This is a genomic window from Westiellopsis prolifica IICB1 (assembly GCF_004323185.1).
Classification (GTDB): Bacteria; Cyanobacteriota; Cyanobacteriia; order Cyanobacteriales; family Nostocaceae; genus Pelatocladus; species Pelatocladus prolificus_A.
The window spans coordinates 176844-196073 of record NZ_NAPS01000003.1 but is presented as its reverse complement, the minus strand read 5'-3'; the positions used below and the strand labels follow the sequence as shown (position 1 = coordinate 196073).

At 39.1% G+C, this 19230-nt stretch carries 8 protein-coding genes and 1 pseudogene; 1 reads left to right on the top strand and 8 read right to left on the bottom strand.

What is annotated here, in order from left to right; translation table 11 throughout:
- Positions 1–1337: 1337 nt before the first annotated feature.
- The 4 genes from B4U84_RS26415 to B4U84_RS26400 form a co-directional block, all read right to left on the bottom strand.
- Positions 1338–1790: a transposase gene (locus B4U84_RS26415; protein WP_131121156.1), complete on the bottom strand. Its 453-nt coding sequence runs from the start codon at positions 1788–1790 to the stop codon at positions 1338–1340.
- A gap of 112 nt (positions 1791–1902) precedes the next feature.
- Positions 1903–2655 (bottom strand): DevA family ABC transporter ATP-binding protein, encoded by a 753-nt coding sequence (locus tag B4U84_RS26410; protein WP_017308769.1) that lies wholly within the window; start codon positions 2653–2655, stop codon positions 1903–1905.
- A 12-nt stretch (positions 2656–2667) separates the two neighbouring features.
- On the bottom strand, positions 2668–3828 hold the full coding sequence (devC, locus tag B4U84_RS26405) for an ABC transporter permease DevC (RefSeq protein ID WP_017308768.1): 1161 nt from the start codon (positions 3826–3828) through the stop codon (positions 2668–2670).
- A gap of 72 nt (positions 3829–3900) precedes the next feature.
- Complete coding sequence (locus B4U84_RS26400; protein ID WP_017308767.1) at positions 3901–5187, bottom strand: ABC exporter membrane fusion protein; 1287 nt, start codon at positions 5185–5187, stop codon at positions 3901–3903.
- A 137-nt stretch (positions 5188–5324) separates the two neighbouring features.
- Between B4U84_RS26400 and B4U84_RS26395 the strand changes: the two are divergent.
- Positions 5325–5612 (top strand): annotated as a pseudogene (locus B4U84_RS26395) (transposase); the annotation flags it as partial.
- A 254-nt stretch (positions 5613–5866) separates the two neighbouring features.
- Here the strand turns inward: B4U84_RS26395 and B4U84_RS26390 are convergent.
- The 4 genes from B4U84_RS26390 to B4U84_RS26375 form a co-directional block, all read right to left on the bottom strand.
- Positions 5867–7504, bottom strand: a complete 1638-nt coding sequence (locus B4U84_RS26390) for a cyclic peptide export ABC transporter (protein WP_131121155.1) — start codon at positions 7502–7504, stop codon at positions 5867–5869.
- An 89-nt stretch (positions 7505–7593) separates the two neighbouring features.
- Positions 7594–10053: a penicillin acylase family protein gene (locus B4U84_RS26385; RefSeq protein ID WP_131121154.1), complete on the bottom strand. Its 2460-nt coding sequence runs from the start codon at positions 10051–10053 to the stop codon at positions 7594–7596.
- 252 nt (positions 10054–10305) lie between these two features.
- A complete protein-coding gene (locus B4U84_RS26380; protein ID WP_131121153.1) occupies positions 10306–15609 on the bottom strand; it encodes a non-ribosomal peptide synthetase in 5304 nt (1767 codons plus the stop codon).
- Between the two features lie 559 nt (positions 15610–16168).
- On the bottom strand, positions 16169–19230 hold a 3062-nt coding region (locus tag B4U84_RS26375), incomplete at its 5' end, for an acyltransferase domain-containing protein (protein ID WP_131121311.1).

The window sequence follows — 19230 nt, the reverse complement described above, 5'->3', positions numbered from 1 at the left end:
ACGGTGCGAGGTATGTGATGATTTGTGGAAAAAAACCGTACATAAACAACTTTTGATATAAGTAGAACAATTTGAAAAAACAAACTATGTGAAGTAATGTAAAATTACTGCAATCTAGTTCGTAGTAAGGACTTTAGTCCTCACTAAAAACCTTTAATTATTTACGCTGTTCTACTTAGCAATCCGATTTGATTTGGAGAATTACTCATAGAGGTAGGTAAGAAGCAAGAGACAGTCTTGCAATAGGGAAAGCAGGCAATCTGCTTAAGATCAAAATGTACGGAATTTTTTCAAAAATCAAATAGGATTCCTATGGTTGAGATTTTAGCAGTAAATTACAAAACCTATATTACTATACCAGAGTCTATGCGCTGTAATCTAGACATCTCCAAAATACTAAGATTCTGTGATAAAAGAACATCCAAGAAAATTAGAATTATTGCATACATAGAAGACCCTCGTAAAAATCTTTCGAGTTGCTCAAGAACGATTTCGGCTAATTTATAAAAAGTATGAACAAGTAATTTTGACAATTTGTGGGTTAGTAAGATTCCGAATTGGAGCATTAATATGACAAGTATAAATACATCATATTTTTTCAGGATAAAATTAACGCATATAACTACGTTTTTTGCGTTTTATTATCAATACATCTCTCAAAACCTCATTTCATCGTATGGACGAGCTAGTTCGCAATGCTTGCATTTGCGCTTTGTAAGCTAGTCACACAGAAGTTTTGATAGTTTTCGCAGATGTCTATTGTAAAGCCAGTTTGGGCTTCATTTGAGTTTCATTTTTGTTTAAGCCCCGCTAAAAGATAAAGGACTGAAACACCGATATTCAAATGTGCCAATTTGGCACATTTAAATTGAGCAGCTACAATTTTCAACTATGTAACAAAACCTTAACTTGATAATTACAAGTTATTCCATGTGATCAACGCCTGTGCTGAGAATGTGCGAATCTTTATCTTTCTAGGATTACGCGATCGCACAACATGACGAAAGATCAGTTTTGTAGCTAAGCAGCACTTGGAAAATTGATCTTGACAATAAAATATTTTTGTGTATTTTAATAGATGGTCTTGAATCCTGGATTCTCAGCAGCGTTGTGAATGAATTGTTACAAAATTGGGCAGTCTCATAAACAGTTAGATTATAATATCCTTTGCGTTTATGTCGCGATATTTATTTTCCAATTTCAAAAACGGTGAATTTCAAGCATTGCATCAGGAAATATCTGAAGTTTTGGTTCTTCAGGACTTGTTATGCTAAGTAATTAGTTATCTAATACCAATTTAATATGAAGCTGCATAGAAAAGAGCTTCTAAAATAAAGTTATAAGAGGAAATAGATATCACCTGCTCCGATGTAAGTTGGCTGAATATTTCCTGGATGCGAGCCTCCTAAGGGAGGAGCTTCGCTAACGCGTAAATTTTGTAAGTCAGAGAAAAGTTGATTTTTAAGTGGTTTCTTAAGGAATTCCCAAAGCCTTTCGATCGGGTTAAGCTCAGGGGAATGAGGCGGTTGAAGCAAAGGAATAATATTTTCTGGCCAGCGAATAGCCGAACTTGTATGAGCAGGAGCTTGGTCAATTTGTAAAATTGCGTAGTCTTCGCCTAATTGCTGAGATAACCAGTCCAAAAACTGTTGAAAATAGTCACCGTTGAGTTTGGGGTACTCGTGCTGAAAATGTTTTCCCGTCAAAGGTTGAATCGCGCCATAGATCCAAAAATTGTCTCGTTTCCATTTAACCTCAACAATGTTCCTCTTCGCTCTCTGTAATCTCAATCTTGAATGGGCGGCTCATGTTTACTGAAATTTATATAGCTTGCAACTCCACTATATATATGCAGCTTCATATTTAATTGGTATAAGATAATTTTTCTTTAAAAAACGTTACTTAGTGTAAACTTGTAATCATATCTGCGCTATCATTTTTGAGTATGCCATCTTCCATATAAATAATACGATCTGCTATATCTAAAATCCGGTTGTCATGGGTAACTAGCAAAATTGTACAGCCCTGTTCTTTGGCAAGTTTCTGCATTAATTCCACAACATCGCGCCCAGATTTTTTATCGAGTGCGGCTGTGGGTTCGTCGGCTAAGACAATTTTTGGATGACTGACTAGGGCGCGGGCGATCGCTACTCTTTGTTTTTGCCCGCCAGAAAGATTTTCTGGGTAGTAATTTACATGCTCTCCCAAGCCGACTGTTTCTAACATAGCGATCACTTTGGCATCCATGTCTTGATTCATATATTCATCATGCAACTCTAAAGACATACGCACATTTTCCTTGACAGTCAAAAATGTCATCAAGTTATGCGCCTGAAATATATAGCCGATCTGACGACGCAGCCGGGTCAATTTTCGTTTGCTGGCTCCACAAATTTCTTGCCCTAAAATTTTTAAACTGCCTTCTTGGGCAGAGCGTAATCCACCTAGTAGCGTTAACAAAGTGGTTTTCCCGGAACCAGATGGCCCGGTCATAATCACAATTTCACCAGCTTTAATTTCTAAATTAATATCAAATAAAACTTCTTTGCGTAGTCCACTTACACCAAAGTAATGATTTAGGTTACTAACGAAAATAACAGGCTCTAAATTAGAAAGCGGTTGGTAAGAATTTACTGACAAAGATTCTGGCAACATAAAATTTTATAACTAAAAAATATCCGCAGGGTCAGCAGATCGTAGCTTACGCATGGCGATCAATCCTGAAACACTACACATGATAATGGTCAAGACAAACACAGTGATAGCCCGTTCCATATTCATGAAGATAGGAAGCATAGTAGAGATATAGGCAAGTTGATACAAACCTAAAGACAGCAAAAATGATGGTATAAAACCTAAAACGGCTAAAAGCAATGCTTCTTGCATTAAAACTATCAACAGATAGTAATCGGTATAGCCCATTGCTTTGAGGGTGGCATATTCTGGCAAGTGGTCAGAAACATCAGAGTAGAGAATTTGATAAACAATGACGATGCCGACAATAAAACCAACCCCCACACCTAAGCTGAAAATAAATCCAATAGCTGTACTATTAGCCCAATATTCTTTTTCAATTTGTGCAAATTCTTCTGGAGTAAGGACTTTAACATCTTTAGGTAATTCTGCAATAAGTTGTGATTGTACTAACTCTAAATTGGCATCTGGTTTAAGGGTAATTAATCCAACTTCGATGCGGTCTGGTTTGCGTTCTGGAAAGATTTGTAAAAAAGTAGAATCACTAGTGATGACGTTACCATCAGCAGCAAAAGACGCACCATTACTAAAAATTCCCTTAACACTGATTGCTTTATTATTCAGTTCCGTCTTGAAATTGCTTTCTTTTTTAAATATCTCTCCTACTATGCCGTATTCTGGACGACCAGCTTGATCAAACAACACTTGATTCAACTGTTTGATTTGGTCTAAATTTTGTTGAACTTCCGGAAATTTAAATGCAGATTTTGCTGGATCGATACCCCAAACTAAGATGGCTCGTTCTAAACGTGTTTCGGGGTTACGCCATTGTCCTGTACCAATATAAAGTGAATTGACGGACTCTACACCTTCGTAACCTAATGTTTGATACAATCGCTTTCTAGAAAAGCTTTTGACAGAAAACAAGGTTTGGAATTGAGGGTTTATTAATACCAAATCTGCTTGTAAGCTGCGATGTGGTTGGATGGCCGCATCAAACAATGCTCCTTCAAATCCCATCTGAATAAATATCAGCATATCGGCAAAGGTAATACCTGCAACTGCTACTAATAGACGAGTTCTTTCTTTTAATAACTGCCGCCATGCTAACGGCGTTTTATGAAATATTTTCATATTTTTTTACTAATCATTGTTATTTTCATTGGAAACATTTTTTCTTTGTATTTACCCATTATTTTCTACTGTTTAAATTTCAATAGCTGTTTGCACTTGCAAATTGGTGAAACCTGCAACTTTTTTGCTGTCTTCAGGATTCAGGCGAATTTTTACTTCCACAACTCGGCTATCTAAATTTTCTCCTGGTTGGTTGCTGAATACATTTTGGCGGTTTACCTGTAACCCAACGTAGAAAACTTCCCCACGTAGTTCTCCAGCAAATGCTTGACTAGTAACTACGGCTGATTGTCCTAGTTTGACCTTGCTGATGTCTGTTTGATAGACTTCTGCCACGGCAACCATCTGTTCGGTTTGCGCCATGTCTACGATACCGTTCTCACTAATTTTTTCGCCAACTCTTGTATGAATCTTGAGTATCTGTCCAGTGGTTGGGGCTTTGATATAAGCTGCTTGTAAGTCAGTCTGGGCACGTTTGAGTGCTGCGATCGCATTTTCAACTTCCATTTTGGCGGTTTGCACATCCACTGGTCGCACTTCGGCAATACTGGTGAGTGTGGCTTTGGCTTCGCTAACTTGCTTCGTACCTGTAGCGTTAATTCGGACTAGGGAGACTTTAGCTTCGGCTAGTTGTCTGCTAGCTGTAGAGTTAATCCGCGCCAAAACTGCTTTAGCTTCGTCTAGTTGTTGTTTTGCTGTCTCCAAGCTTAAGCGTTTACTATCAAACAATGAATTAGAAATTGCCCCTTCAGAATACAGTTTTTGATAACGTTCATATTCGGATTGGGCGTTGTTTAGTTCTGCTTCTAATTTTTTGATAGTTGCTTGTTGAGCAATTTTGTCACCTTGCCATTGAGCTTCTATACGAGCTATGACTTCTTGTTGTTCAATTGCATTTCCTTGGGATTGAGCTTCTAGACGTTCGATGCTGGCTTGTTGTGCCTGAATATCGCCAACTTTGGCCCCTGCTTTGACTTGTTCAAGTTTGGCTTGGGCGACTCGTACTTGTTTTGCTGCTTGGAGTACAGCAATTTGTAAGTGATCGCGTGCGTCTAAAATTGCTACTATTTGCCCGGACTGGACTATATCACCTTCTTTGACACGGAGTTCCGTGACGCGATCGCCATCCAACACTAAGGGTGCAGATAAACTAATTACTTCCGCCTCTGGTTCTAGCTTACCCAATGCTGTTACTTTGGGTACAAACTTGGTTACAACAGGTTTAGGTGAAGTAGTCCGTCCCATTTGCTCAAACAGAGAAATGCCGTAAACAACGATTCCACTTGTAACCGCCGTAGCTATAAGTATCAATAATAATAGCTTTCTATTTGTAGGTTTGAATAACAAGTTTTCTGTCATTTTTTTCGCTAAAAAAGTTAGTAATGATATTGCTAATGTAAAAGGCTATTTATAAAGTAAATCTAAAAGCCAGGAGAAAGGAGTTCTGATAACGATAAGATACTTTATATGCAGTGTATTTACATAGATAGTCGGTGATGGTGCGAAAGTCTTACCCCACAGATTTAACTGACATGGAGTGGGAAATCTTGGCTCCCTTAATTCCACCAGCTAAAGAAGGAGGTCATCCACCCACAACAGATATGCGTGAAATATGCAATACCATCTATTATCATTTGAAAACTGGATGTCAATGGAATATGCTTCCGGGATACTTCCCGCCAAGCTCAACGATATACAGCTATTACCGTAAATGGCAGTGCAAGGGAGTTTGGGAAAAATTAAACCATATACTACGTGGTCAAGTTTGCATAAAATTAGGGAAGTTTTACCCAAGCTTTGGGTAGTACAAATTACATTCGGTTAGTTTAACCAGTAGCATCGTTTGAATAAGGATTATGTAACGTCTGACACCAAATGAGTGAAGCTGCCATATATGCCGTTATGACTCGTATTATGTTACGTTGTCTAGCCGTCTAAAGATTTACTTTATAAATGCTCTCCGACTGATGTTGCAGATGAGCGATTGCATATTAACAGCCACTCAAAGTGGCGTGTTGGCATTTTCAGGAGATGTCTTTTATCTTCCTAAGGTGACAGAAGAGAGGTTTTTTAACTGACCGTAGTCTAGTTTTACAATTTGGTCTGCTAAGTGAAAGTATTGGTCATCGTGGCTAATTACCAATACAGTTTTACCTCTACGTTTTAGCTCTACGATCAGTTGCTTATAAAAAATCTCACGAAAGAAGGGGTCTTGATCTGATGCCCATTCATCAAATAAATAAATGGGTCTGTCTTCCAGATAAGCTGTGAGGAGAGCAAGGCGTTTGCGTTGTCCCTGCGAAAGGTTTATAGTTGAGAGTACATCCTCGTGAATTTGAACTTTGTGCTCTAACTGGAGTTTTTGGAGATATTCTTGGGCTTCACCACTAATTTTACGCAGATTAATGCCCAAAATTCTTTCAAATAGATAAAAATCAGCGAACACAGTGGAAAATATTTGGCGGTAATTTTCACGATTATACTGAGTAATAGGCTGTGCGTTAAGGCGAATTTCGCCTGTTTCTGGCACATATAAGCCTGTAATTATTTTTGCTAGAGTAGATTTTCCACTACCATTGCCTCCAACAATAAAAACTATTTCACCTGGATGAAAAGTTAAATTAATAGGACCGATCACAAAATTACTTTCTTCTTTTTCATTATGATAAGTATAAGTGATTTGAAAAAGCTCAATGCTGTTCACAGGTAGTAACGAGCGATCTGTCACCTCAGAAGTTATCTCAGAACAACTCGTAAGTGACAAGCCCAACTTATCAACTTTTTGTAAAGCGACACTGGCTTGGCTTAAATTAGGTAAAACTTCTAAGATACTTTGAAGTGGTCGTATAAGATAGGTAATGGTCAAAACATAACCAGAAATAATTGAGAGATCAATTTTGGTGAGTTTTGGAAGACCAAATACTAAAAAGCCAAGAATGATAAAAACCAGCAGTTCACTAAAGCTAGCAGCGGTTGCAAAAATCGCCATGCTCTTTGTATTGTAATTACGTGAAGATGCAGCAGTAACTTCAAGTTCCTCATTTAAGAAAGCTTGACGGCGACGAGTATGCAGTTTGAGTTCTTTAATTCCATCTGTAATCGCACGAAAATGCTTAAATAAGCTGTCTTTTTCTTCACGACCCAGTTGTATAAGAACGTGAGCTTTTGTTATCAAAAATTGAATGCTAGCGATCGCCAGTGCTAAAGATACAAGTGTTACTAACAGTAATGCCCAAGAAAGCCAGCCCAAGTAAATTAAACAGCCAATAATTAACGTAACGTCAATAATGACAAAGGGGATAGCAAAAACTGCATTAGAGATGGATTCAGTGTCTTCTGTTAGGGTTGCCAAAAGACGATTAGAACCCAATTCTTCTAATTGGCGCAAGGGAGAAGCAAGAATCCAACTACTTAAACGAAGCCGTAACTTGTAAATAGCTTTTTGAGACAGACTAATCAGCAAAACTCGTGAGAGCCAACCAGATAGAAATGCTACAGTTATAAGTCCAACAAATCCCCAAAACAGTTGTTGATTTGTGAATGTGCTGGAGTGACTAACTGCTTTATTAATAACAGCGATAAGAATAGCGCTACAAATTCCACTGAGTGAACCTGTAAAGGCAGCCAATGCTATAATCTTCCAAGAAGCCCGAAAAAGAAACCCTATTAAATTCATATTATTTATTAATGACAAGGTCAGTTTAGCAGGACTTACGCAAATGAGGCTATAAACCCGGTTTCTTCGTAGAAAACTTGTGTTCAAACCTATGATTTTTTGTAGAAACTGGGTTTCTTTGCGTAAGTCATATTTAGAAGAGAAGCGCTCTTTGCATCTTGAATTGGAAGTAAATTGAGTTGTAAAGGATGAGATAATTTAGAGATTTCTAAACTATGTTCTTGATACTCTCCCTTTACCCAAGCTTTTGCCCAATCTCGATAATGAGGACTGAATGGGTGTCCTGATTGACCTGGGCTTAAGACAGTCCAACTCTTTTCTTTGGTAGATAAGTCAGTAACAAACCGCCAAGAACCAGCGAGGATAACAGGAAAATTGGGCTTGTTTCTCTCAAAACTTTGATTGTTTACAGTAGCGAATCCACCACCAATTGGTATGGGACCAACATTAAGCAATCGGTCTAAAAGCGGAACAATACCTAGAGGGTGATTAAAAGTCACTGTGTGTAGTTTTCCCCATTGCCAGTCTGCAATTTTTAAACCCAATCGTTTTTTGAGATTCTTCAAAGCTTTGTGGAAGCTACGTTTAGCTAAACCTGCTAAACCATCTTCAGGTAATATGGAAGCAACTTGTCCTTGACTTGCATTCACAATCAGGTGGTCTGTAATGATATCAAAAGTTAAAACCATTTTTGGCAACAGCTTCATTCCCGCTGTAGGAATCAAGAGTTCTTTTTGTAACTCTTGATACCATCCATGCCAAATGGCAGAAGCATTGCTGTCCGCACGATTCACAAAATCCCAGTCAGATAAAATCTTGATCGCTTGCTGCTCCAAAGAGTTTTTTGACGCTGCTGCTTTTCCAAATGATGTTGATTTTAATGCAGGTAACAATATCGGAAGCAGTTTAGCAGCCTGTAAATCAGTGAAATCATTTTGGAGAGCTTGCATATCCTTAACCCGCCAATTCTGAGCAGATTGCAGTTGTGAGACAATGCATTGTTCTCGATATGGAGGAGCCCAACTAGAAGCAATCAGGTAAGGATAGGCATCATCTATGACTTTATTATTTGCTGTAGCAATAAACCCAGAGACTGGGTTTACCACTTCTGGAAGTTCCTCAAAAGGTATAAATCCTTGCCATTCGTACTCCTGAGTCCACCCTGGTACGGGGATTGTACCATTGCCTTGACGACGAATTGGAATCTTAGCATTGGCACGGTAAGCAATAGTACCATCTACACTGGCAAAGACAAAATTTTGACCTGGTCCTTGGAAAGAACGCAAAGCTTCGCGAAATTCTTCCCAATTGCGAGCGTAGTTCCAGTTGACAATTGCAGCTATCTCGGTCGTTGGCTCTAATGAAACCCATTTGAGTGCTAGTTTGACATCTAGTGGTTTCTCAACATCTTGAGACATGGGAGTAATGATTGGACCATGTCTCGTTACAAGGACTTCATGAAAAATAGGTTTTTCCCGCCCTTTAACCTTGATTGTTTCGACCAAAACTTGTGCTGGTTCATAGCGCTCATCGTAGAGGAATTCATAAGGATTTTCAGGATTTGGCTTTTCTATGTACAAATCCTGAACATCAGCTCTAAGATTTGTTAAGCCCCAAGCAATATGCTGATTGCGTCCTACTACAATACCAGGCATTCCAGCAAACGCGACTCCCAAAACATTCAAACCTTCACCTTCTTTACTCTTTAAAACAAGATGCGTTTGATACCATGCTGCTGGCGCACTAGTGAATAGATGGGGGTCATTTGCCAGTAAAGGCAAACCAGTGGCAGTTTTTTTACCAGCTAGTACCCAATTATTGCTACCTAATTCTGGATCGGGTGGTTGAGCAGTTGCTAGTAGTTTTTCTAAGGGTAAATGATTCTGGCTGATGTAAGCCATAGTCGTGGTAGCATCGGCTGGATACTCTGGAAAAAGTTCAGCAGCTTTGTCCAGTCCAACACGCTCAATAAGTTGGTACCGCCAAATCTCATCAAACCAATTTCCACTTAAGTTATAAGCCAAAAACTTAACAATGATGATCGAATCAGCTAAGGACCAAGGTTCTGGCTCATATCTCAGTAGCAAAAATTCTGGTGGTAGCCGTTTTTCTTTTTTAGCTTGATTAATCCAAGCATTGACTCCATCAGCATAAGCTTGCATAATTTCTAGGATATCTTTTGGATAAGCAGCTACTGAAGCTTCTGCTGCTCGACGTAGTGTTAAGTTGCGGTAAAATTTATCAGTTTCAACAAATCGCTCTCCCAGAACTTCGCTCAATTTCCCAGATGCTATTCTACGGGTCGCGTCTATTTGAAAGAGACGATCTGTTGCTGTGATGTATCCTTGAGCAAAATAAAGGTCATGGCGATTTTGAGCAACAATATGGGGAGTTGCTGATTTATCGCGATAGACTGTAACCGGAGCTAGTAACCCAGCAATTTTCAAAGTTCCAGAAAGTGGAGGTAGGGAACGACGCAGATACAGGTAACCACCTCCAAGTATTCCTCCGATTAGTACGAATATTGCTATTAACCCATTAACTAGCATACGATCGCTGATAATTTTAAGAGTTGAGATGATATGAGAGGTAGCCTTGTCAAGGTGAGTCCTAAAATTTTAATTTAGGGGACATTTCCTCATCGTTTTCTCTGCGCTCTGAGTGTATTGTGCTGTTCAAAAGTAATTTATTTAACCTCAAAGGGCACAGAGGTAAGAGGAGAGAGAGTTATTAGTTTCTTGAAGTTTTTATCCACCTTGACAGGGCTAATGATGTGAGAGGTTACTATTTCTTCGCTTGGCTCACTCAATGTTGTCAAGACAGTGTCTCAAATGCCAAGCTAATTCTTGTACATAAGGTTCAGTAAACATTGAGAAGTGATTTCCAGGAATATCAATAATATTGATATTTTCTCTAGAATATTTAGCCCAACCCAATGATGAGTCATCAGTCAAGGATGCTGTAGGTTGCATATCCAGGCTAACTTGCTCATGAGCTCGAAATAAGGTAATTTTGTTTGAATACATTTGAGGGACATAACTTTGCATTGATTTTACGTGGGCTTTAAAAATTTCATAACTACGGAGATGTTGCTGAATTTCCAAATCATTGATGATGTTGGCTTTCTTCATTAAAAGATGAAACTGCTCATCAGGTTCTAGATGCTGAAGTTCGTGATAAGATATAGACCAATCTATACCAAAAAATATTTTGGCAAATTCTGCCATACGAACTAAGTATTTTGCATTATCTTCTGCTAATTGAGTACTCCCTTGAGTTAGTATAGTGTCAAACACAATAAGCAAAGCAATTTTTTCATTCTCTCTTTGTAACTGTTGTGCCATTTCAAATGCCACAACACCTCCATATGACCAACCACCTATAATATAGGGTCCTTTTGGCTGTACTATACGCATTTGCTGAATATAGTAAGCTGCTGTTTCTTCTACTGACATATTAAAAATGTCACATTCATTTTGATGAGGACCTTGTTCAAATGCGTAAAAAGGTTGTTCTTCGTCTAGTAGTTTTGCTAAATTGAGATAGGCAAAAATAGTTCCGCCAGCAGGATGTACACAGAAGAAAGGTGTTTTAGAGCCTGAAGCTTGAATTGCAACTAAAGGAGAATTTGCACTGACTTTTTGGCAGATAGTTTGAGCTAAAGTTTTAACAGTCGGGTTTTGAAAAATCGTAGAGAGAGGAAGGTTTTGCCCAAATTGTTTGTTAATTTGAGCTAGTAAACGCACTGCTAAAAGAGAATGACCACCTAAGTTAAAAAAGTCATCTGTTACACCAATTGGGCTAATGTTTAAAACTTCTTCCCAAATTCTTATGAGAACTGTTTCCCAAACATCTTTTGGAGGAACATAAATTTCTTGAATGCGAGGTAGTATGGTGTTATCTGATGGTAAAGCCCGTCTGTCTATTTTTCCATTAGGTGTTAAAGGTATTGTGTCTAAAGGTATTAATGCAGATGGAATCATGTAATCCGCTAAATTTTCTGTCAGGTAGTTGTGTAGTTCTTGAATGAAATTACGAGTAAATTTTCCTTGAAGTGGGTTGTTTGCATAAGAACTCCAAGATATAAGCCCTGCACTTTCACCAGGAAATCTGACAAATGTAGTTTTATCCCTCTTGAACAGTACATTATAACTCCCTGAACTGTCAGAACCAATCCAGCTAATTTCAACTGTATAGGGAAGTTTTTGGCTTAAAGCCCAAAAGTCTTCCGGATCGATGGCGGAATTATTGAGAGCTAAAATTGACTGAAATTCATCGACAGTCTGAGCGTTTTGACGATTCGTTAGCCATTGTACTGCTTGAATATCCGCCTGTACTCGAAGATTTTGTACGCGGGTTAAGCCTAAAAATTCTGGCTGCGTTGTTTCTAGGATTTGATGAACTGAAGTTAGTGTTAACATTTGTTTTTGCCAGTCCAACCAAGAAACTTTTGCTGTGTAGTTTATGGCTGTTCCGATATGCAAAGTCACATCGTAACGATATTTTGTGAGTTCATTTTGAGAATGATATCCACGTTTTGGCTGAATTTGAACGTGACTAATTTTTGGGAGAACTTGTTTAAGTGCAACAAAGAAAGCAGGATTTAGGAATAATTCTTTTTCTTGAAGTCGGCTTTTTTGTAGGCGCTGCTCTAACTGTGCTTTTGTCAGGTTACTTGAACCTCTATAAAGTTCAACAGAAGTGTGAAATGCGTCTAAAAGTAGTAGGTTACGGATATCCCCTAGAAAAATAAATCCGCCTGCTTGCACCACGTTGACTGCTTTCTCTAGGAAGCGTAACAGATAGTTAATGCTAGGGAAGTATTGAACGACAGAGTTGACAACTATTGCATCTGGGTTCTCAAGTTCAATTTCTTCAAAATCTTCAGCATTTTTTTGGAAGAGGGTGACTTGAGGTAAAAGTGTTTCTAGTTTTAGTAATTGCTCTTGGAGGTAGTGAATAGCTGTTGCAGAGAAATCTGTCGCCCAGTATTTTTGACATTGAGGAGCAAGGCGGAATAAGAGTAATCCTACACCACAACCTATTTCTAAAATACGCTTGGGTTTGTTCTCCAGAATGCGCTCAACTGTAGAGTTGACCCAAGTACGCATTTCTTCTAAGGGAATGGGTTGAGATGTGTAACTACTATTCCAACCTATTGTGTTGAAAGTTGGGTCTGGGGATGAGGAAGATTGAGTGTAGATTTCATACCAAACTTTTTCCCAGTCTGAAACTTGCTCAATGTAAGAATTATTTTCATCTGTGTTAATTAGGGCTTGTGCGTTTGGAACAACATAGGCTACTAAACCCTGAGGACTTTGGTCATTATTTTGTGTACGATCGCCAACAATGACAACAGCTTGTTGAACAGCATGATGTTGATTGATAACAGTTTCTATTTCTCCTAGTTCAATGCGGAAGCCTCGAATTTTAACTTGGTTGTCAATGCGACCGAGAAACTGAATTTCTCCGTTTGTCAGGTAGCGCACTTGGTCACCAGTTTTATACAGACGAGACTCCGCTTCACAAGCGAATGGATTGGAGATAAATTTCTCTTGGGTGAGTTCGGAACGGTTGAGATAACCTCGAGCTAGTCCAGCGCCACCAATGTAAAGTTCCCCAGGAACTCCGACAGGAACTGGTTGTAAGCCTTTGTCCAACACGTAAACCTGAGTGTTGGAAATAGGTTTTCCAATGGATGGTGAGGAATTGGCTCCTTTTCCTACTAGGGTATATGTGGAGTATGTTGTGGCTTCTGAGGGTCCATAGAGATTGAAAACTTTTTGAATTGACTTTTGGTTATAAAGTTGTTGCACGAGTTGATTGAAAAGCGGCTCACCTGCTAAATTAACTGTAGATACTCCTTCAGGTATGCCGTTCACTCTCAGCAATTCTGCGATCGCACTTGGAACGGTGTTAACGAGAGTGACATCACAAGCAGCTCTCAAGTTGGGTAAATATAAGACGTTTTCTGCAAGAATGACTTTACCACCCCAACAAAGGGGAACGAATATCTCAAAAACCGAGAGGTCAAAGCATATTGAGGTTGAAGCTAAAACACCTGCTAGTTGTTGAGAGTCATAAACTGTTTTTGCCCAATTTAAAAATGCTACCGTGTTACGGTGTTCGATACTCACCCCCTTAGGTTTACCTGTGGAACCAGAGGTGTAAAGGACATAGGCTAGATTTGTTGGTTTCACATAACTGCTTGGGTTATTTTGGTTTTGTGAATGAATTAGTTTTTTATCATCGTCCAAGCAGAGGACATGCGCTTTATGCTCAGGTAATTTTGTGACCAAACTCTTTTGTGTCAGTAACACTGGGACTTGAGTGTCTTCCAGCATAAAAGTTAAGCGCTCTTTTGGATATGCTGGGTCTAGAGGTACATAAGCTCCACCAGCTTTAAGAACTCCCAGTAGTCCTACGACCATATCCAAAGAGCGTTCCATATATATCCCCACTAGTGTGTCTGGATCTACACCTAGGAATTGTAAGTAATGAGCGAGTTGGTTGACGCGACAATTCAGTTCTTGATAGCTTAACTGCTCATCTTCAAAAACTACTGCTATTGCTTCCGGGGTTTTTTCTACTTGAGCTTCAAATAAGTCATGAATACAGTTATCCTGAAAGTAATCTAAATGAGTACGGTTCCACTCTACTAATATTTCCTCTTTTTCTTGAGGTGTTAGTAATGAAAATTCTGAAATTCGTTTATGAGGATGAGCAACTATATTTTCTAGTAAAGTTTCAAAATTGCTGATTAATCTAGTCATTGATGTTGAATCAAATAGGTCTGTATTATACTCTACAAAACCCATTAATCCCTGCTCCCCTTCAACAACCGACAAGAAGATGTCGAACATTGCTGTACCGCTATCTATCTCCAAAAGACGTAAGCTGAGATCGGCAACCTCTAGAACGGGTAATGGAGCGTTTTGTAAAGCAAACATGACCTGAAAGAGAGGATTACGGCTTAAATCACGTTCAACTTGTAATTCCTCTACCAGTTTCTCAAAAGGTAATTCTTGATGCGCGTAAGCGCCAAGAGTGACCTCGCGAACTTTTTTGAGAAACTCTCGCCAGTCTGGATCGTTGCTTAAGTTATTACGTAAAACTAAAGTGTTGACGAAAAAGCCAAGCATTCCTTCGAGTTCTACACTGTTGCGGTTCGCAATTGGAGAACCTATTAAGATGTCTTCTTGCCCAGAATAGCGATAAAGTAATACACTAAATGCTGCAAGTAGAGCCATAAATAAAGTGACATCTTCTTGCTGGCAATGTTGTTTGACAGCTTCCGTTAAGGTTTTAGATAGCCTAAAGTATTGCTTGCTACCATTAAAAGTAGCTTGAGCGGGTCGTAAATAATCTGTAGGCAACTGTAACACGGGTAAGTCACCACTCAGTTGTTGCTTCCAGTAGTTAAGTTGGGTTTTGAGCGATTCACCTTGTAGGCGATCGCGTTGCCAAATTGCAAAATCCGCGTATTGAATGGGAAGTGGTGGTAAGGGGGAAGATTTACTTTGAGAGAAAGCTGCATACAATATTGTTAGTTCTCGCACGAACACACCTAAAGACCAGCCATCAGAAACGATATGGTGCATCGTCAATAGAAAAACGTGTTCTTCTTTGTTTAGCTGCAATAAAGTTGCTCTCACCAGAGGTGCTTGAGTTAAATCAAATGGCTTTTTTGCTTCCTCATGTGCTATTTGCTGAACTTCAATTTCCCAATTCTGACTGACTAAATCCTCTAAATTAACGGTTTGTAGTTCCCAGGTTAATTCTGGAGCAATCACTTGCATTGGCTGTTTGTCTACAGACACAAAGCAAGTTCGCCAAGCCTCATGACGCTTGAGGATTTCATTTAAACTTTGTTTCAGAGCAGCAACATTAAGTTTTCCCTTAAGATGAATAGCTCCTGAGATATTGTAAAAAGGGCTACCATGATAGTACTGATCGATAAACCATAACCGCTGCTGAGAAGAAGACATGGGAGCAGGGTTTAAGCTTGAGCGTTTGGGAATTCTTTGACTTGTAAACTGACCACTTTTCCATTTTTCTAGTAGGACTTTTTTTGCAGATGATAAATTTGTGAGGTCTTTATCCATTGTTAATAATTTTTGGGAGTTTTCAAAATTGATACAGCAGTTCTAACTGAACTTCCCCCGATCCAAATATACTAAACAGCCCTTAAACCTTTGCCAAATAAAGAACCTAGCCTTTATGGGCAATATATGTGTACCCATGTAAGTGATACAACAATTTGCACATCTGTGGTAAGCTAAAAAAACAAGGGTCAACGCCTCAAGCTTGCTCCGCAAGCCCCTTTGACAATTTGCACCGAGTAACAGGGAATCAAAAAACTTTGAAACCCTCTCTGGTCAACAGTTAGCTCTTTTTTCTTGGGGGAAAGTTCAGTTCTAATATAGATTACCTAAATGCTCAGATTTTGCACCTCTCCGTACAAACCCAGGCAATGTAAAAAGATGCACGATAAGGCTACCTGATTTTTATTAGTTTTTATAGCCAAATTAAGGGTTGTACTTTAATACTGAGTAATTAAATTACATCAAATTTTATTGGTGCAAGATGTGAGTATAAATTATTTGTGAGGTTTTCATCCAACATCTTGCACCATTGTTAGGATAAAAATCTTCCAATAGAGTCCTACTTACTGGCTAACAGAACTTGTACTTCCTCCTCAGACAAATCGTTAATTTTCTCGATGAGAAGAGCCTCAAGCATTTCTGCTTGTTTTGCAACTGTTGTTTCTTCGGTTAGAAAATCGCGTACAGATAGTTCTACAGGAAAACTTGAGCGCCATCGAGATATAAGTTGGGCTGCAATGAGGGAATCTCCTCCTAATTCAAAGAAATCATCATAAATCCCAACTTTTTCAATACCAAGAATTTCTTGCCACATTTGAGCAATCTGTTGTTCTAGGTTGTTAGTTGGCAGTACGTAGGGATTGCTTAAGTTAGGTCTTGAGTGATAGGAGGAAGAGTCTTTTTGAGCAGATGCTCTTGTTTCTATTTGGTGTTTGTGTTTATATAGATGCTCAAACCTAGCTGGTAAATTAACTGTGGAAACAATAACTTGATTTACCTCACCTAAAGATAGAATTCGTTGAAATGTTTCTAAACCTTCTGTTGGTTTAATAGCTAACTCTGCTCCTGATGTCTGCCAAGGTGTTTCTTGTGCTTTAGAAGATGCTAGTTGCCATCTATCCCAATTGATAGTTAACCAAGGCACAGAGGTAGCTTGGTTATGTTGATAAACTAAGCTATCTAAAAATAGATGAGTTGCTGAAGATATGGTTTGTCCAAAACCTCCTAATATCGAAGATAATGAAGAGAGGAAAATGCAAAAGTCTAACTGTTTCTCTTGAAAAATTCCGTCTAAAGCTACAATTTCCTTGCGTTGGTGATATAATGTCTTCTCTAATTCAGATTCTCCAATTTCATGAATTTGGTAAAACAAATTCTCATGGTTATGATTTATTGAGTAGATAACTCCGTGAATTGAATTGATTTGTTCGGGTGTTAGAATTGTGCGGACATGTTCGTCATTTGTCATATCTACAGATATAACGATGACTTCTGCCCCTAGTTTTTCCAATTCTTGTTGTTTTATAATCTTACGACTTATATCATTTTGATAACCGTGGATTTCTAACCAATTTACGTATTCTTGTTTACAAGGTAAAACGCTATTCTCTAGAAAAATCAACTTGGCTTGAAAAGTCTCTGCTAAATATTCTGCTAACACACCTCCAATACTTTCTAATCCACCAACGATCAGATAAGTCGCGTGTTTTTTGAGCGGAATTTTGACTTCAATATCTGAAATATCTGATTGCGAACGCACGGATTCAAATGATTGAATCCAGCGGTAATGACTGCGATAAGCAACAACAGCATCAGCGGATAAAGTTGTGAATTCATTCAAAATTTGGTTGACAAGTTTTTTCTCTTGCCAAGTCTCTTTTTGCGGTAAGACAACATCAATATTGCGACACGCAATCTGAGGATATTCTTGAGGAATAGCCTTACACAATCCCAAAATTGTTGCTTTGTCAGGCTTCACAATTTCTGCACCATTAATAACCTGCGTCTGATTAGTCACTACCCAAAGTTGAAGTGGAACTGTTATTCTCTGTTTATTTAAACTTTGTACTAGAAACAGTAAACTGAGAAATTCTAAAAACTCTCCTTCTTGAGAATGGCTTAAAGAATCTAAACTCCATAAATAAGCAATATTCTCTGGGACTTTCTCGAAAGAAATCAGTTCTTGAAACAGTGTCTGATAGTGCTCGCAGGTATGAGGATGAATAGTATAATTTCCGTTACTTACATGAGAAAACTCTTCTCCTATTTTGACAAGAATCACATCTTTGCCTTCGTCGCTTAGTCTATTTGCTAACTGTAGACCTAAGCCATGCTCATCAGCAAATATCAGCCATGGTTTATTCTGTATATTGGCTTTAAAGGATGAATGAGTATGGGATAGCAGTGAACGTTTCCATGATGGAATGTATAACCAATCACTAATATTCTGTTTTATGTCTAATTTGATTGAGTTTGGACTTGAAGAAGGTAATGATGATTTTGGTTCAATCCAGTAACGGTGGCGTTCAAAGGGGTAAGTAGGTAAAGGTAAACGGTGACGAAACTCGTGAGAACTAAAAGCAGACCAATCGATGGATACGCCAGCTAACCAAAGTTGACCTAAAGTGCGTAGTAAGAAGGCAACATCAGATTGAAATTGTTGTCGGGGATGAGCTAAACAGGTGAAGAATAACTGATGGGGGTGTTTGAGAGGATGACGAGAGGCAAATTTACTTAAAGTCGAACCAGGTCCAACTTCGAGAAAAATCTGTGCAGATTCTTGGAGCAAAAGTTGTAAACCAGARTCAAACAAGACAGTTTGTCGCAGATGAGTCGCCCAGTAATCTGGAGAAGTGGCTTGTTGAGAATCGATCCAACTACCAGTGACATTAGAGATAAAAGGAATTTGTGGCGGTTGAAGATGAAATTGTTGGAGCTTCTGGATAAAAGTGGGGAGAAGCTCGGCGGTGATAGAAGAATGAAAAGCGTGATTGGTAAGCAGTCGCCGACAAGCGACGCCTTGCTCAGTCAGTAGGAGTTGGAGTGAGGAGATAGCATCGATAGAACCAGAAACAACACAAGCATTTGGAGCATTGATAGCAGCTAAAGACAGTGAGTCAGACAGCAGAGGTTGCAAAGCGTCAGCACTTAGAGAAACAGCAAGCATAGAGCCTGGGGGAAGTTGCTGCATGAGTTGTCCGCGAAAGGCAACAATCTCCAGGGCATCTGGCAAGGAAAACACACCCGCAACAGTGGCGGCGACATATTCACCGATACTATGACCAATCATGGCAGTGGGGTGTACTCCCCATTCCATCCAGAGTTGAGCAAGGGCGTACTCGACGACAAACAATGCCACTTGAGTGAGGGCAGTTAGTTGTAGAAGTGGCTGCRCYGACTCGAGTTGTTCGGTTTGCGGATAAAGCAGCTCACGGATATCGAGTCCTAAGAGTGGTTGGACAAGAGTGGCGCAATGGTCGATGTGTTGGGCGAAAGTCGGCTCATGTTCGTAGAGTTGGCGTCCCATATTGACATATTGAGTGCCTTGTCCGGGAAACATAAAGACAATGGGACGATGAGCGGGTTTGTGATGTTGGGTAAGAACTGGTGGAGAGTGAGGGG

Bases quoted from the DNA above. Each gene is read 5' to 3' on its own strand.
- B4U84_RS26390 (WP_131121155.1), bottom strand. From the start codon at position 7,504: ATGAATTTAATAGGGTTTCTTTTTCGGGCTTCTTGGAAGATTATAGCA.
- B4U84_RS26400 (WP_017308767.1), bottom strand. From the start codon at position 5,187: ATGACAGAAAACTTGTTATTCAAACCTACAAATAGAAAGCTATTATTA.
- devC (WP_017308768.1), bottom strand. From the start codon at position 3,828: ATGAAAATATTTCATAAAACGCCGTTAGCATGGCGGCAGTTATTAAAA.
- B4U84_RS26385 (WP_131121154.1), bottom strand. From the start codon at position 10,053: ATGCTAGTTAATGGGTTAATAGCAATATTCGTACTAATCGGAGGAATA.
- B4U84_RS26380 (WP_131121153.1), bottom strand. From the start codon at position 15,609: ATGGATAAAGACCTCACAAATTTATCATCTGCAAAAAAAGTCCTACTA.
- B4U84_RS26410 (WP_017308769.1), bottom strand. From the start codon at position 2,655: ATGTTGCCAGAATCTTTGTCAGTAAATTCTTACCAACCGCTTTCTAAT.